The 15,662-nt window shown below is 70.0% G+C and carries 12 protein-coding genes; 2 read left to right on the top strand and 10 right to left on the bottom strand.

Annotated features, from left to right (window positions below):
* Positions 1 to 47: 47 nt before the first annotated feature.
* The 3 genes from ED208_RS02870 to ED208_RS02860 all read right to left on the bottom strand — a co-directional run bounded on the left by ED208_RS02870 (position 48) and on the right by ED208_RS02860 (position 4,350).
* Positions 48 to 1,922, bottom strand: coding sequence for a DUF1302 domain-containing protein (locus ED208_RS02870; RefSeq protein WP_123210331.1), 1,875 nt, complete (start codon positions 1,920 to 1,922; stop codon positions 48 to 50).
* A 179-nt stretch (positions 1,923 to 2,101) separates the two neighbouring features.
* Positions 2,102 to 2,647: an Lcl C-terminal domain-containing protein gene (locus ED208_RS02865; protein ID WP_158608401.1), complete on the bottom strand. Its 546-nt coding sequence runs from the start codon at positions 2,645 to 2,647 to the stop codon at positions 2,102 to 2,104.
* Between the two features lie 47 nt (positions 2,648 to 2,694).
* A complete protein-coding gene (locus tag ED208_RS02860; protein WP_123210329.1) occupies positions 2,695 to 4,350 on the bottom strand; it encodes a DUF1566 domain-containing protein in 1,656 nt (551 codons plus the stop codon).
* A gap of 245 nt (positions 4,351 to 4,595) precedes the next feature.
* On the opposite strand from ED208_RS02860, the gene ED208_RS02855 reads away from it, so the two are divergent.
* Positions 4,596 to 5,891: an MFS transporter gene (locus ED208_RS02855; RefSeq protein WP_123210328.1), complete on the top strand. Its 1,296-nt coding sequence runs from the start codon at positions 4,596 to 4,598 to the stop codon at positions 5,889 to 5,891.
* A 79-nt stretch (positions 5,892 to 5,970) separates the two neighbouring features.
* A complete protein-coding gene (locus tag ED208_RS02850; protein ID WP_123210327.1) occupies positions 5,971 to 8,163 on the top strand; it encodes a TonB-dependent receptor in 2,193 nt (730 codons plus the stop codon).
* 39 nt (positions 8,164 to 8,202) lie between these two features.
* Here ED208_RS02850 and ED208_RS02845 read toward each other — a convergent pair whose 3' ends face one another.
* The 7 genes from ED208_RS02845 to ED208_RS02815 all read right to left on the bottom strand — a co-directional run bounded on the left by ED208_RS02845 (position 8,203) and on the right by ED208_RS02815 (position 15,586).
* Positions 8,203 to 9,132 carry an oxidoreductase gene (locus tag ED208_RS02845; RefSeq protein WP_123210326.1) on the bottom strand — a complete coding sequence of 310 codons (930 nt, stop codon included), beginning with the start codon at positions 9,130 to 9,132 and terminating at the stop codon, positions 8,203 to 8,205.
* A gap of 149 nt (positions 9,133 to 9,281) precedes the next feature.
* The gene (locus tag ED208_RS02840; RefSeq protein WP_123210325.1) at positions 9,282 to 11,183 is read right to left on the bottom strand and encodes a propionyl-CoA synthetase; all 1,902 of its coding nucleotides are present in this window, start codon (positions 11,181 to 11,183) and stop codon (positions 9,282 to 9,284) included.
* A gap of 45 nt (positions 11,184 to 11,228) precedes the next feature.
* Positions 11,229 to 12,254: an alpha/beta hydrolase gene (locus ED208_RS02835; protein WP_123210324.1), complete on the bottom strand. Its 1,026-nt coding sequence runs from the start codon at positions 12,252 to 12,254 to the stop codon at positions 11,229 to 11,231.
* A 42-nt stretch (positions 12,255 to 12,296) separates the two neighbouring features.
* Positions 12,297 to 12,854, bottom strand: a complete 558-nt coding sequence (locus ED208_RS02830; protein ID WP_123210323.1) for a DUF1697 domain-containing protein — start codon at positions 12,852 to 12,854, stop codon at positions 12,297 to 12,299.
* 10 nt (positions 12,855 to 12,864) lie between these two features.
* Complete coding sequence (locus ED208_RS16935) at positions 12,865 to 13,194, bottom strand: hypothetical protein (RefSeq protein WP_148044662.1); 330 nt, start codon at positions 13,192 to 13,194, stop codon at positions 12,865 to 12,867.
* Positions 13,164 to 14,480 carry a UPF0149 family protein gene (locus tag ED208_RS17540; RefSeq protein ID WP_123210321.1) on the bottom strand — a complete coding sequence of 439 codons (1,317 nt, stop codon included), beginning with the start codon at positions 14,478 to 14,480 and terminating at the stop codon, positions 13,164 to 13,166. The genes ED208_RS16935 and ED208_RS17540 overlap by 31 nt, the downstream gene beginning before the upstream one ends.
* Before the next feature lie 86 nt (positions 14,481 to 14,566).
* The gene (locus tag ED208_RS02815; RefSeq protein WP_123210320.1) at positions 14,567 to 15,586 is read right to left on the bottom strand and encodes a Fic family protein; all 1,020 of its coding nucleotides are present in this window, start codon (positions 15,584 to 15,586) and stop codon (positions 14,567 to 14,569) included.
* Between the last annotated feature and the right edge of the window lie 76 nt (positions 15,587 to 15,662).

The raw sequence follows: 15,662 nt of genomic DNA, 5'->3' as shown, positions 1-15,662 counted from the left end.
GGCGCGCAGTATCGCGCCAGCGCCGCTACCCGCCTCGGCCACTCGGCTTAGAAGCGGTAGGTGAGGCTCAGCGAGACGTTGTCGCGGTCGGCGTAGGGCCGCTCCTTGAAGTCCGGCTCGCCCAGGAAGGCGCTGTAGTTGAGCCCGACGGTGAAGGTCTGCAGGCGGGTGAAGTTGACGCCCAGGCTGGCGCGGTAGTCGCCCTCGCCCATCAGCGAGCCCAGGCCCGAGAGCAGCGAGGAATGACCGCCGATCACGCCGGCAAAGGTCACCGGAATCTGCAGGTCCCAGCCATCGAACACCGCCTTGCGTTCGAGGATGCCGAGTATCGAATAGCCGGAGGCGTCGCGGGTGTAGGTGAGCTGCTCCGAGCAGCTGGTCGGGCCACAGGCGGCATCGACATCCTCGACGTGGACATAGCCCAGTTCGCTGACCAGGGTGAAGGAGTCCCAGAAGGCGCGCGGACCGATGGTGTAGATCGCCGACAGCAGCGCCTGCCCGACCTTGCCGCGGGTCGGCGTCGGCACCGGTCCGAGCAGGCCGCCATCGACATCCACCAGCACGTCCACGCCCTCGCGGTAGATCACCTCGCCGGCGACGTTGGCGCCGAACAGGCTGGTGGAGAAGCTCAGCGCCGACAGGTCGATGCCGTCGAAGTAGCGGATGTTGTAGGTCACCGGCACCTGCACGCCGAGCAACTGGGTGGTGATGTCGGGCAGGCCGCCGGCGCCCGGCAGCAGAACCGCGTAGCCGTAGTTCTGCACCGGCGCCGGGGTGGTGTTGTGGTAGCGCAGGCGGTAGGCGCCGACGGTGGTTTCCGGCGTCAGCCGGTAACGCAGGCCCAGACCCCACTGGCCGTAGTCGCTGGGGCGGATGTCTTCGCGGCGCTGCACGTTGATGTTCTTCGGCGCGCCGTCGAGCACGCCGGTGGCGCCGACCAGGCCGACCACGCCGCGCACCACTTCCGGGATCAGCGGCAAGCCGAGCACCGGGTTCAGCAGCGGCGACAGCGGTTGCAGCGCCGGGTAGAGCGCGCCCAGCAGGTCCGGCGCGTTGAGGATGGTGTCGGCCAGCACATCCTTGTGCACCGGGTTCTTGATGCCGTAGATGAATTCCGCGCCGGGGCCGACCACGTCGCTCACCGAATAGAACTCGCCGACCGGATTCAGCTCGACCTCCTTGAACTCCAGCTTGTACTGGCCGAGCAGAGTGAGGTCTTCGTTGAGCGCCAGTTGCAGCGACACCTGGTTGACCGGCAGCAGGATGCTTTTCACATCCGCGCCCGGCACCGTCGCCTTGGTGGCGTCGGCCGGGCCTTGCGCCAGCGCCACGCCAGAAAAGAACAGACTCTCGCCCCAGGCCACCACCTGCTGGCCGATGCGCAGGTTCAACGCCGCGCTGTCGCCGATGTACCAGCTGCCGTACACATAGGCGTCGAGCAGGCGGGTGCGCTGGCCGTCGTAGTAGCGCGCGGCATGGGTGAATTCGTTCACCCGGCCGCCGGTCTTGTTGATGGTGTCGGGCGAGTTGTTGTCGTTGTCGAGCCGGCGATAGACGTCGTCGTAGAAGGCATCGCCACGCAGCAGCAGGCCGTACTCGTCCTTCTTGAGCATGATCTCGCCGAGCGCGGTGACGCGGTTGTTGATCAGCGCGCCCTTCTTGAAGTTGCGGTCGCCGTCGTCGTAGTTGTTCGACTCCGGCAGCTTCAGCGCGTCGGGGATCGGAATCTTCGGGCTCGGCGGCGTGGCGATGATGCGGTTGTCGGGGTCTTCCAGACGCAGGCCCAGGGCGTAGCCGGCCTGGAACTGGGTTTCGGCATCGAGGCCGAAGAAGTCATAGGAAGCGGCCTGTGCCGTGCCCGTCGCGATACCACCCATCAGACCCAGGGCCAAACCCGCCCGGGCGCCGTTGCCAGCTGCCATGTCGCCTCCATGCCATGTGTGCGGGCGCCTATTCCGTGGGCCCTGCCGTGGCTCCGGAGCGGAACCGGAACCTCCCTGGCAATGTAGTGGCCCGCAGGCCCGGCTCACTCCTCCGAATTGACGAGGACTCGGCCGTCAGTTGCCCCCGGCGCCGGCTTCCACGCCGGCGCCGGGCCGGCTCAAGGCTGCGGCTCGCGCACCAGGCGCAGCAGCGAGGTGGCGACCCGCTTGGTGCTCTGGCGATCCACGCCGGCCTGGAAGTCGATCACCCAGCGGTCGCCGTCGCTGTCCGCGTGCGGCGTGCTGGTGCTCAGGTGGTAGAGCTGGCTGGCGGTGGTCGGTGAGGGAAATACCGAGACGTTGTGCGCCGGGGTCTTGCAGCCCGCCTCCAGCAGGCTGAGCGCCTCGTTGAGGTTGGGCAGCCGCCAGCCGCCGGTCTGGGCGCTGACGTGCACCAGCGCCGCCGGCCAGGCCATCGCGGTCGGCGTGCCGCTGCACTGCTGGTTGTCGGCGTCCCAGTTCTGGCCCTCGACGCAGCGCTTCCAGATCAGGCCGGTGGTCAGGTCGGTGACCTCGCTGCCGTCGGCGCTGATGCGGTACTGGCTGTCAGGCCGGGTGGCGGCGAGGCTGGCATTGCAGACCTGCTGCGCCTGGGCGCCGGCGCTCAGGCCGAGGCCCAGCAGCAGCGCCGTGAGGAGGGTGCGGTGGAATTTGGAAACCGGCATGGCCGTGCTCCTGTGGTGGACGTAAGTGAGGGAGTGCATGGCCGGGTTCAGCGCGGCACGGCCGCCGCTGGATCGCGAACCAGGCGGATCGAGTAGTTCCGGCGCTTCAAATCGTCGCCGCGGATGCCGTCCTTGAAGCTCACTACCCACACCTCTTCGGCTAGCACCGCCGGGCTGCTCGACCAGTACACCTGCGGCTGGAAGTACTCCGTGAAGCGGAAGTAGCCGGGGTCGATGGCCATGCTGGTCTCCGGCCGGGTGCCGAACTGGCGGCCACGGTCAGCGATGTTCTGCAATTCATCGACGGTCGGCAGCCGCCAGTCGCTGGCGCCGCAGAGGCCCATCGCGTTCACGTCGGCGACGAACTTCTCGGTGTCGCAGCGGGTGGACGGAGCGCAGACGCCGTTGGTGGCGGTGCCGGAGTTGCCGCCGTTGCTGTTGGCGTCGCTGTTGAACCAGCTATAGGTATTGTCCTTGTCGTGCAGCTCCAGGTCGGCCGTGGTCAGGCTGCCGTCGCTGGGATTGCTGGGGTCGTCCTGGTCGGTCTTGTTTTCCCAGATCAGGCCGGTGACGTTGTCCCGGGTGCAGCGCCAGAAGGCGGCGTCGGCTGCCAGGGCATTGCCGTCCTTGTCGAGCTTGGTGAAGTCGAAGCCGTTGGCCTTGGTGCCGGCGTTGGGCGTGCTGGCGCCGACCTTGGTGAGCGTGCCGGCCAGCGCCTGCGCGTCGCGGCCCTGGCTGACATCCTGCTGGGCGGCGTTGGTGACGCTGGCATCGCCGCATTCGACGCGATTGTCGCCGTCGTTGCGACCGACCTCGCGGGCGCAGTAGACCACGCCGGTGTCGTTGAGCTTGCGCGCCGCCGCCGTCGGCGCCTCGGCCTCGAAGCTGGCGCTCACCTCGCAGGCGTCGATGATCGCGCCGGTGGTGTAGCTGTTGCCGGCGAGGCTGCCGCCGCAGCCGCTGACCGCGCGGATGCGAAAGCCGCTATCGGCGGTGACGGTGAAGACGGTGGTTCCGCCGCGCCGGACCTGCTGGCTGGCGGGGCTGATCTGCCCGCCCGCGCCGGCGCTGGCGGTGACCGTCACCAGCGGCGCCGGCGGTTCGGCGACGAAGCTCGCGGTGATGGTGCAGTCGGCATTGATCGCGGCGGTGGTGTAGACGTTGCTGGTGTCACGGGCGCCGCCGCAGCCGCTGGCATCCTGCACGACGAAGCCGCTGTCGGGAGTGATGGTGAAGCTCGCCACCGCGCCGGCATCCACGACCTGGCTGGTCGGGCTGATGCTGCCGCCAGCGCCGGCGCTGGTGCTGATGGTGTAGCGGCTGGGCGTGACCACGTCCGCCTCGAAGCTGGCGCTGATCGCGCAGTTGGCGTTCATCGGCGCCGTGGTGTAGCTGCTGCCGCTCAGGCTGCCGCCGCAGCCGCTGACGCCGAGCAGGTGAAAGCCGCTGTCGGCACTCACCGTGAAGCTGGCGGTGCTGCCGGCGTTCACCGTCTGGCTCGCCGGGCTGATGCGGCCGCCGCTGCCGGCGCTGGCGCTGGCGGTAAAGGTGGTGGGTGTCACCGGCGGCGTGAGATCGACGCTGGCTTGGTCACTGCCACAGGCGGCGAGGCCGGCGCTGAGCAGCAGGGCCAGGCTCAGCCAGTGACGGCGCCCGGGCTGGTGCGGCCGGTGGGCCGCAGCGGTGTGAATGAGGTCGTCCATGTGGTTCCCGAGGCGGTGAGCGCCTGCCACGGGGGGCTGTGACAGGTCGGGAGCGATGGTGGTGCGCGGGGGCGACGCCGGGCAGTCCCCATTTGGGGAGGGGATTGCGCGCCTTGAGGTGTTCTCGGGGTTTCCGGACCGCCCTGCATCGCCCAGTTCCAGCACGACGCCGGGGCGGCCGTCGCCGGTCGCGTCTCTTTAAGCCAGCCGCCAAAGGCGGAGCTGCACCGCTAAGCTGGCGGGATATGCCCCAGCCCCTTTCTCGCTACTACCCCTGGTACGTCGTTGGCGTTTTGATGCTCGCCTCGACGCTGTCGCTGCTCGACCGCCAGATTCTCAACCTGCTGGTCGGCTCGCTGCGTGCCGACTTCGGCATCAACGACAGCCAGGTCGGCCTGCTGCTCGGCCTCTGCTTCGCGGTGGCCTACTCGGTGGCGGGTCTGCCCCTGGGCGCGCTCGCCGACCGTGGCAACCGGCGCAATCTGATCATCGCCGGGCTGCTGTTCTGGAGCGGCGCGGTGGCGGCGCTGGCCTACGCGCGCGGCTATGGCGATCTGCTCATCGCCCGCGCCGCCGTGGCGGTCGGCGAGGCCGCCCTGGCCCCGGCCGCCTATTCGCTGATCGCCAGCAGCTTCCCGCCGCACCAGGTGGCCCGCGCCAACAGCATCTACGCCCTGGGCGTCTGCCTGGGGGTGGGCGCCGCCGTCGCCATTGGCGGCCTGCTGACCCAGGTCAGCGTCCAGCCCGGAGCGACCACGCTGCCGCTGCTCGGCGAGTTGCGGCCCCGGCAGTACGTGCTGGTGCTGCTGGCCCTGGCCGGCCCGCTACTCGCCCTGTTGCTGCTGACCGTGCGCGAACCGCCCCGCCCGGCACCGGCCGGCGGCCGCCGGCCCGGTCTGCGCCTGCTATGGGCGCACCGGCGTCTGCTGCTGCTGCACAACCTGGGCTTTGCCATGTTCGCGCTCTCGGCCTACGCCAGCGCCGCCTGGCTGCCCAGCTACTTCATCCGCAATCACGGCTGGACGCCCGGCGCCTTCGGCCTCGCCTACGGCCTCAGCGTCATGCTCGCCGGCGGCGCGGGCGTGCTGTTTGCCGGCTGGCTGGCCGACCGGCCGCGCCACCGTGGCGACGCCGCCGCCCCCCTGCGGCTGGGCGTCTACACCGCCGTCGCCAGCCTGCTGTTCGGTCTCGGCTATCTGCTGCCGGTGGATAGCCGGCTGGCGATGGCCGGCGTGGTGCCGGCCGCCTTCCTGCTGTCCATGCCCTCGGTGCTCTGGCCGGCGGCGCTGCAGCGGCTGCTGCCGGTGGAGGTGCTCGGCCGCGCCGTCGCGCTCAACCTGATGCTCACCAACCTGCTCGGGCTCGGGCTCGGGCCCACCCTGGTCGGGGTGCTCAACCACGCCGTGTTCAACGACGACCAGGCGCTGGACAAGTCCATGTTCATCGTCTGCGGCGGCGCACAGCTGCTCGCTGCCCTGCTGCTGAGGGCCGCCCTGCGGGCGGCGCGGCCGCCGGCCGCCGAGGCCACGGCCGTCCATTGAGCGGCGAGTCCGGCGGCACGCCGCAAATGCCGCCAAGCCGCTAATCTGCCGCTCGCGAATTCCCGGAGGAGAAACGGGCATGCCCAGAAAGACCCGGCGTAGCCGTGCCCCCCGCCTGCTGCTGGCCGGCGCCGGGCTCTGCGTGGCCGGCGCGGCACTGGCCGCCGACCCGCTGGCGCTGCGGCTGGACCCGGTGGTGGTCCTTGCCCACCCGCAGGACGCGCCCGAGCAGCAGGTGCCGGCCTCGCTGAGCGTGCTCGACGGCGAGACGCTGGAAAGCCAGCGGCTCACCAGCGTCGGCCAGCTGAGTCGCCGGGTCGCCAACCTGCAACTCGGCGACCTCAACGGCGTGCGCGCGGTGTACCTGCGCGGCGTCGGTGGCGGCGGCCGGCAGGTGGGCTTCGAGCCGCGCGCCGGGCTCTATGTGGACGGGGTGCTGCTGAGCACGCCGCCCTCGGCCAATGCGCTGTTGCTTGATCTGGACCGGGTGGAGGTGATCCGCGGCCCGCAGGGCAGTCTGTTCGGCCAGAACACCGTCTCCGGCGCGATCAGCCTGATGACCCGCGAACCCGGCGAGGACACCGCCTTGCAGGTCCGCGCCGGTTACGGCGACGGCGGCTACGGCCGGCTGGCGGCGGCGCTCGACGCGCCGCTGGCGGGCCCGGCCCTGCGCATGCGTGCCAGCCTGTCGCTGGCGGGGCGCCAGGGCTATACGCTGAACCAGGTCGACGGCCGCGAGCTGGACCAGAACCGCGAGGCCGCTGGCCGCTGGCGCCTGCGCTGGCAGCCGGACCCGGAGCTGCGGCTCGACCTCGCCGGCGATCTCGCCTTGCAGGCCTCGCAGATGCCCACCGGCGAGTCGCTGAGCGGCACCTTTGGCACTGGGCCGGCGCTGCCACCGGCGCTGTTCCAGGTCGCGCTCAACACCCCGCAGACCGATCAGAACCGCAACGGCGGCCTCGCCGCCACTCTGCACTGGACGCCGGGCCCGGTGGAGCTGACCTCGATCAGCGCCTACCGCTACGCCGTGCGGCACTGGCGGGTGGATCTCGACTACTCGCCGCGCGACTACAACCTCATCGACTACACCGACCGCTACCCGCGCCTGAGCCAGGAACTGCGGCTGCGCCGGGACTGGCCCGGCCTGGGTCTGGACGGCCTGCTCGGGCTCTACTACTACGACCAGCGGCCGCACTCGGAGCGGCAGCTGCTGGCCTTGTCGGAGATCGGCGCGGTGGTGCCGGCGCTGGCGCCGGGTGACTTCGTCGACCTCTACCCGGAAGTGCACACCCGCTCGCTGGCGCTGTTCGGCACGCTCGGCTACCGGCTGGCGGCGGACTGGCGGCTCGATGCCGGGGTGCGCGCCACCTGGCTGGCGCAACGGCTGCGCTACCGCTCCGAGGTCAGCGGCGGCTACCAGTCGCTGGGGGTGTCGGCGATTCCGCAGGCGCTCGACCGCGACGAGGCGCTGTCGCTATCGCCCGATCTGGCGCTGAGCTATCGCCCCTGGTCGCAGGCGCGCCTGTACCTGCGCTATGCCCGGGGGGTGAAGGACGGCGGCTACGACGTCGACACCCAGTTCGCGCCCCGGACCCAGCCGGCGCGGTTCGAGGCGGAAACCGTGGACAGCCTCGAACTCGGCTTCAAGAGCGACTGGCTGGCGCGCCGGCTGCGCGCCAACGCGGCGCTGTTCGTGTCGGAGTACCGCGACTTCCAGGTCTCGCAGTTCCAGCCGAACGGCAGCTTCGTGGTGCCGGTGATGGCCAACGCCGGCAAGGTGCGGATCTGGGGCCCGGAGCTGGAGCTGGCGGGGTCCGGCTGGCATGGCTTCGGCGGCCGGCTGTCCGCCGCCTGGCTGCACGCCGAGTACCGGGAGTTCAAGGACGGTGGCGGTGCGGGCGTCGATTTTTCCGGCCGTCGCAGCGAGTTCGCGCCGGCCTGGAGCGGCTCGGCCTCGCTGGACTACCGGCGCCGTCTGGCGCAGGCCTGGCTGGGGCTCGATACCCTGCGTGGCGAGTTGCTCTACGACTGGCGCAGCTCCTTCTTCACCCAGCCCTCGAATCTGCCGAGCTTTCGTGCCGACGCGCGCTCGCTGCTGGGCGCGCAACTGTCGCTGGCCGACGCCGGCGGCCGTGTCGAGTGGACGCTCTATGCCGACAACCTGCTGGACGAGCGCTACGTCGAGAGCCTCAACCGCGCCACCCTGGGCACGCTGTATGCGCGCCAGGGCGATCCGCGCCGGATCGGGATACAGCTTGCGCTGAGCTTCTGAGCGCCCGGTCGCATCGCCGACGCAGCGCCCCCGTTCGCCCTAGAGGTAGCGCAGGCCGGTGACTTGCTCCGACTGCTGCCAGAGCCTGCGAGCCAGCTCCGGGTCGCCGGCGCGCGGGTGATGGCCCACCTTCACCGGCGCTCCGACGAACTGGAACAGGCCGCGCGGGCCGTAGTACTCGCCGCCCCGTACCGCCGGGTCGCCGGCCGCGCGCAGGCTGGGCAGGGCGCCGCCTGCGGCGGACTGCGCGAACAGCGCGTTGCCGATGCGGATCGCCAGTTTCTCCAGGGCATTGCGCTCGCCGTCGGCGGTGTTGAGGCCGATGTTGGTGGCGGCATAGCCGGGGTGCGCGGCGACCGCGATCAGGCCGTGGCCGGCGGCGCGCAGGCGGCGGTCCAGCTCCAGGCTGAACAGCAGGTTGGCGAGCTTGCTGCAGGCATAGGCCTGCGCCTTGTTGTAGGGGCGCTGTTGCCAGTGGAGGTCATCCAGCGCGAAGCCGCTGGCGGCGCGGTGGGCGATGCTGGCCACCGTCACCACCCGCGCGCCGGGCGTCGCCAGCAGGCGCGGCAGCAGCAGGCCGGTGAGCGCGAAATGGCCGAGATGGTTGGTGCCGATCTGCAGCTCGAAGCCATCCTTGGTGGTCGCATAGGGCAGCGCCATGACACCGGCGTTGTTGACCAGGATGTCCAGCCGCCGCCCACCGTACTGGTCGGCGAAGGCGCGCACCGAGGCGAGGTCGGAGAGATCCAGCCGCATCAGCTCGGCGCTGGCGCCCGGCACCCGCCGCCGCAGTTCGGCGAGCGCGGCGCTGGAACGCTCGGGGCTGCGGCAGGCCAGCACCAGGTGCGCGCCAGCCGCTGCGAGGCCGACGGCGGTCTCCAGGCCAAGGCCGCTGTTGGCGCCGGTGACGATGGCCTGCCGGCCGGCCAGCGAGGGCAGGTGGGCGCGGGTCCAGGCTGTGTGGCTCATGGTGGCTGCTCCTGATTGCGGATTCTCCGAAGCTTTGACGGCGACCCCTCCGTCGCCTTCGGCGCCACCTCCCCTACGACGTAGGGGAGGCGTATCGGTGCCTCCCCTGCTTGCAGGGGAGGTGGCGCGTAGCGACGGAAGGGGGTGCCTCAGCCCTTGGCGCCGGCATATCCCAGGCCGTGCAGCGCGGCGGCGATTTCTTCCAGCGTCTTCGGGTCGTCGATGGTGGCCGGCGCGTTGTAGCTGGCGCCGTCGGCGATGGCGCGCATGGTGGCGCGCAGCACCTTGCCGGAGCGGGTCTTGGGCAGGCGCGCGACCACCGCCACCTGCTTGAGCGCGGCGACCGCGCCGATTTCCTGCCGCACCCGCTCGACCAGTTCCTTGCAGACCGTCTCCGGGCTGCGGCTGACGCCGGCCTTGAGTACCACCAGGCCCACCGGCAACTGTCCCTTGAGCGCATCGGCCACGCCGATCACCGCGCATTCGGCGACATCCGGGTGCCCGGCCAGCACCTCCTCCATCGCGCCGGTGGAGAGCCGGTGGCCGGCGACGTTGATGATGTCGTCGATGCGCGACATCACCCACCAGTAGCCGTCCTCATCGACATAGCCGGCGTCGCCGGCCAGGTAGTAGCCGGGGTAGCGGCTCAGGTAGGTGTCGCGGTAGCCGGCCTCGTTGTTCCAGAGCGTCGGCAGCGTGCCGGGCGGCAGCGGCAGCTTGATGGCGAGGTTGCCGATCTCGCCGGCGTCCAGCTCGCCGCCCTCGGCATCGAGAACGCGGATGTCGTAGCCGGGCACGGCGACGCTGGCAGAGCCCGGCTTCACCGGCTTTTCCTCGACGCCACGGCAGTTGGCGATGGCCGGCCAGCCCAGCTCGGTCTGCCACCAGTTGTCCACCACCGGCACCTTCAGCAACTGCTGCGCCCAGCGGATGGTGTCGGGGTCGCTGCGCTCGCCGGCCAGGTACAGCGCCTTGAAGGCGGAGAGGTCGTACTGCTTCAGCAGCTCGCCCTGGGGGTCTTCCTTCTTGATCGCGCGGAAGGCGGTGGGCGCGGTGAAGAAGGTCTTCACCCGGTGCTGGGCGATCACCCGCCAGAAGGCGCCGGCATCCGGCGTGCCCACCGGCTTGCCTTCGTACATCACCGTCGTGCAGCCCTGCAGCAGCGGCGCGTAGACGATGTAGGCGTGGCCGACCACCCAGCCGACGTCGGAAGCCGCCCAGAACACCTCGCCAGGCTGGGTGTCGTAGACCACGTTCATCGAATGCACCAGCGACACCGCGTGGCCGCCGTGGTCGCGCACCACGCCCTTGGGCTTGCCGGTGGTGCCGCTGGTGTAGAGCACGTAGAGCGGATCGGTGGCGGCCACACTCACGCAGTCGGCCGGCGTGGCGCTGGCGAGTGCTGCCTGCCAATCGACATCGCGGCCGGCGATGAGCGAGGCCGCGCACTGCGGCCGTTGCAGCACGATGCAGCGAGACGGCTTGTGCGTGGACAGCTCGATGGCCTGGTCGAGCAGCGGCTTGTAGGCGATGGTCCTGCCCGGTTCGAGTCCGCAGGAGGCGGAGACGATCAGCACCGGTTGCGCGTCGTCGATGCGCTTGGCCAGCTCCGGCGCCGCGAAGCCGCCGAACACCACCGAGTGCACCGCGCCGAGGCGCGCGCAGGCGAGCATGGCGATGGCCGCCTCCGGCACCATCGGCATGTAGATCACCACCCGGTCGCCGGTTTGCACGCCCTGCTGGCGCAGCGCGCCGGCGAACAGCGCCACCGCGTCGCGCAGCTCGCGGTAGCTGTAGCTCTTCACCACACCGGCCAGCGGGCTGTCGTAGATCAGCGCCGCCTGCTCGGCGCGGCCGCCATCGACATGGCGGTCCAGCGCGTTGTAGCAGGTGTTGAGCCGGCCGCCGGGAAACCAGCGGTAGAACGGCGGGCGCGAGTCATCCAGCACGCGGTCCCAGGGGCGGTCCCAGTGCAGTTGCGCGGCCTGTTCGGCCCAGTAGGCGTCGCGCTGATCCAGCGAGCGCCGGTAGGTGTTCTGGTAATGGCTCATCGGTCCTCCATTCTTGTTCTGCTCCCGGTGACCGGGAGACCGGCTTCACGCCGCCGTTTTCGCCAGGTGCTTGCGCATGAAGGCCAGCATGTCCGCCCGCGCCGCGCGCACTTCCGGGAACAGCTGCCCGAACAGCGGGAAGGCGTGCGGGAACACCGGCCAGACATCCAGCTGTACCAGCGCGCCGGCGGCCTGCGCGCGCCGCGCCAGCAACACGGTGTCGTCGAGCAGCACCTCGTTGTCGGAGGCCAGGAAGTACAGCGGCGGCAGGCCGCTGCAATCCATGTACAGCGGTGACAGCTCGGGATCGGAGGCGTCCCAGCCGCCGGCATACAGCTCGTCCACCCGCTGCAGAGTGTCGATCGGCAGGATCGGGTCGCGCTTCATCTTCAGCGCCCGCGACGGCGGCGCGTGCACGCGGCCCATCTCGGTGACCGGCGAGATCGGAATCGCGCAGGCCGGCATCGCCCAGCCGCGCTTCTTGATGCGTTGCAGGGTGCCGAGGGTGAGATTGCCGCCGGCCGACTCGCCCATGACCACGATGCGGCGCGGGTCATGGCCGAGGTCCAGCAGCGCCTGGTAGGCGCGCTCGCAATCGTCGAGCGCGGCGGGGAACTTGTTGAACGGCGCCAGCCGGTAGTCGGCCATGAAGCCGGAGGCGCCCAGCTCCGCGCACATCCGCGCCAGCAGCCAGACATGGGTGGCCGGCACCGCCGGCGCCAGAAAGCCGCCGCCGTGCAGATAGAGGATCACCGGCTGGCTGCGGTCCTGGATGTCGCCGACCACATGCCCCGGCACCTGGCCGAGCACGCGGTAGTCCAGCGGCAGGCCGCTGCTGTCCTTGCAGGCCTGGGAAGCCAGCAGCAACTGCACCCTGGCGATGCGCGCGTAGGAGCCGTTGGCGGCCCAGCCCACCAGCGGCCGCAGCAGCTTGCGCAGCAGCCAGACGATCAGCCGGCTGCGCAGGCTGACCCGCACCGCTTTCAGCCGTACCGGGCCTGGGCCCAGAGGCTGGGGCGCATCGGGGGCGCTGGATTGGGCGGGGATGGCGGCGGAGTCGGGATTGCGCATGCCCGGCAGTCTAGGCCGCCGCGCGGTGCGGGCGTCGTCCGTTCAGGCGAGTGGGGCGGGCAGCTGGTCCGGCCCGGCACGGCTCCAGCCGGGTTCAGCGGCCATCGCCGCCAGCCTGGCGACGGAGTTCAGGTTGCGCGCGGTGCCGCTCTTCGCCGCCGGGATCACCAGCTTGGAGTCGGCCATGCCCGCGCCGTAGTGCACGTAGATTTCGCGCGCGCCCAGCGCCAACCGCTCGTCCTTCTGGTGCCGGACCTGCGCGAGCGTTTCAGCGCCGGGCGGAGCGTCGAGAAAGATCGCCACCACGCGGTTGCCCGGCGCGTCCGCGAAGGGATTCGCCGCTGCCACTGCGGCCATCTCCGCCACCGTGCGCACCAACACGCCGACCGGCTTGCCGGCGTATTGCGCCAGGCGCGATTCCAGCGCCGCCTTGATCGCCGCCTCGCTCAGGTGGCTCTCGAACAGCAGGTTGCCGCTGGCGATGTAGGTGCGCACCTGCGCGAAGCCCAGCGCCTCGGCCATCGCCTTTAGCTCCGCCATCGGCAGCTTGCCGGTGCCGCCGACGTTGACGGCGCGGAGCAGAGCGATCCAGCGCGTCATGGCTATCGGCTCAGAGCAACCCGAGCTTGACCAGCGCCTCCGTGGCGGCGGCCGCGACGACGACGACGAGCCGCAATGCCGGTCGCGGCGTGAAGCCTCCCTTTGCCGGCCGGTAACTGCGCCGATAGCGCCACCAGGCGTAGAGGCCCAGCAGTGCCATCGCCGCCAGCCAGCAACTGACTGCGGACATGCTGTGCTGAAGTTCGGCATCGCCGAGATGTGAGTAGTCGGGGCGGCCTGTGGGAGCAGGCGCGGCCTCCAGCAGGGGAACGATCAGCAGGCAAGGAACGGTCGTGCATGGCGTTAAGCTCAATGCAGGGTCTGCGGCGCGCCGCAGCACTTCTTGAACTTCTTGCCGCTACCGCAGGTACAGGGATCGTTGCGACCGACCTTGGGCTCGCTTCTGCGCATTGGCGGTGGTGGTGGTTCCGGCTCGGGACGATGCCGGCGCCAGTGGTCGCGCATCTGCACCAGCCGCTGCGGAATGATCGCCTTCCAGCGCTCGACATTGCCGCAGTCGTACTCCTCCTGAAGGATTTCCTCGCCGTTGCCCAGCAGCGCGAAGGGCGTGAACCAGGTCCGCTCCTGGTCCATCAGCGACAACCATTGCGCCTCGTCGAAGTCGAGGCCGATCAGAAAGCCCTCGCACCAACGGCGGGCGTCCCAGCGGCTGTCGCGCAGATAGAGCGGCTTGAAGTCGACCGGCTCGTGCGTGAACGCGCGGGCCACGCCGTTGTAGAGGCGCATCACCAGGCCGAGGATGCGCTGCGCTTCGGCCTCGGTCTCGAAGTCGGCCGGCTCGGCGCCGTCGTCGAGGTCCCAGACCCAGGGCAGCCAGTCGGAGGGCAGCACGACCTCCGGCGCAATCACCACCGCAGCGGCGTAACCCTCCAGCATGGCGAGGTCCATCGCCCGCTCGCGCAGGCGGGGTTGGGCGAGAAAAGCGCTCAGCTCGTCCAGCTCGCCGGCGGTGAGTGACGCGCCCGGATCAACGAAGCCGGCGGGTGGCTTGGGTATCCCGGCCCCGTATCCGCCGGACACACCGGCCGATGGGCGCGGCTCCGGCCGGAGCAGGCGAGTCGCGCCAGGCTGGTCGGGCGGCGGCTCGACGAAGGCGACGCGACGAGGACGCTCGGGCGGCAGGTCAAAGGCTTCGCGCACCCGGTCGGCCGGAAAGCGGATATGCGCCGGGCTCAACACCACCTCATTCAGCAGACGCCGGCTTAGGTCGATCGCCGTCAACTCGCGGTCGTAGTGGTAGTGCGCCTCCATATCGAAGCAGTAGCGGTTGATGGTCGCGAGCACCGAGGCCGAGTTGCTGCGCGCGAAACCCCTCGGGCAGCTCGCCTCGGCCTCGGCCAGAGCCTGCTCGGGCGGTATGCCCAGCCACAGCAGGCTGTTGAGCAACTGCTCGGTGAAGCGCTCACCGAGGCTGGCGTAGGGAGCAGCGTCGATCATCAGCCCCAGCCGCGTTGGCTCGTTCACCGCCAGCACGAAGGCCTTGCGGCCGTAGCGGACGAGATTCGCTGTCCACTCGCCCAGACGGTTGTCAGGCGGTGGCGGTGACTCGACCGGCGTGGCCTTGAGTGCCTTGAGTAGCTTGGCGGTGCAGCGCAGGGTGGTCATGCGCCCTGCTCAACTGGCGGGATACGCCGTGATCAATCGCGGCGCCTGCGCTTCCTTGCCGATCCAGTTGAGTGTGGGCATGGGTCCTAGGGGGAAGGTCGAATCGGTTTCAGAAAGTATCGCCCGCTCTTCTGGGTTCCGCGCTTCTCGACGAGCCCGGCCTCGATCAGCGGCCGCAGCAGGTCCAGCGCGCCCTGTCGCGACAGCTTCATCGCGGCCCAGATTTCAGCGGGCGCGAGGCCGTCGTGATCGCGTAGCAGGTGCAGCAGCTCCTCTTGCCTTGGCTTGAGTACTAGCCGCTCGGGTCGGGCGGTATTCAGGCTCTGGATACGCAGCCAGACCCGTTCCAGGGTCTTCAACAAGCCGTCGGCGCAGTACTCCAGCCAGTCGCTGAGGTCTTCGCCCTGTTTACGGACGGCATTGAGCGCACGGTAGTAGCCAGGGCGGTCCTCCCAGTAGTACTCGTCCACCGAGAAGATGTGGTGGGTGTCGAAGCCGCGCCGGTACAGCTCCCACAGGGCGAGCGCCCGGCCGGTTCGGCCGTTGCCGTCCGCGAACGGATGGATGGCCTCGAAGCGGTAGTGGAGAATCGCTGAACTCAGCACCGGCGATAGTTGGCTGGACTGGCGGTTCCACCAATCCAGCAGCTCGAACATCAGGCCCGAGACCTCGGCCGGCGGTGGCGGTACGTAATTGCCGACACGGACGTTGATGGTGCGGTAGCGGCCCGCCTGCCCCTGGTCCATGACTTCGCCGGCGAGGATCAGGTGCAGCTCGAACAGATCGTCGTGACCGATGCGGTCGAGCTTGGCGTGCTTCTCGACGTAGCGCAGGCCGGCGAAGTAGTTCAGCACCTCGCGGCGCGAGCGTTCTCCAGGGGTGGAGAGGGCGCGTCCTTCCTCCAGAGCGCGGACCTGCTCCAGGGTCAGCGGGTTGCCTTCGATGGCGGTCGAGGCGTGGACGTTGCGCGAACGGCTGTCGCGCTGCAACGCCGGAATCCAGGAGACCTGGATTGCCGCCGCCAGGATGCGCTCGCGCAGCGCGGCAATCTGCTCGACGCGCGAGAGCAGCGGCGGAGTGATCTCGAAGTGGGGCTGGTAGGCCATGACCGGACCTTAGTTATTGGTCCAGTATCAGTCAAGTTATTGGTCCAGTGCGCCTCGCTTCGTGGTTCTTATCCAA

Source organism: Stagnimonas aquatica, assembly GCF_003730135.1.
Classification (GTDB): domain Bacteria; phylum Pseudomonadota; class Gammaproteobacteria; order Nevskiales; family Nevskiaceae; genus Stagnimonas; species Stagnimonas aquatica.
This window is presented reverse-complemented; position numbering and strand designations above follow the sequence as displayed.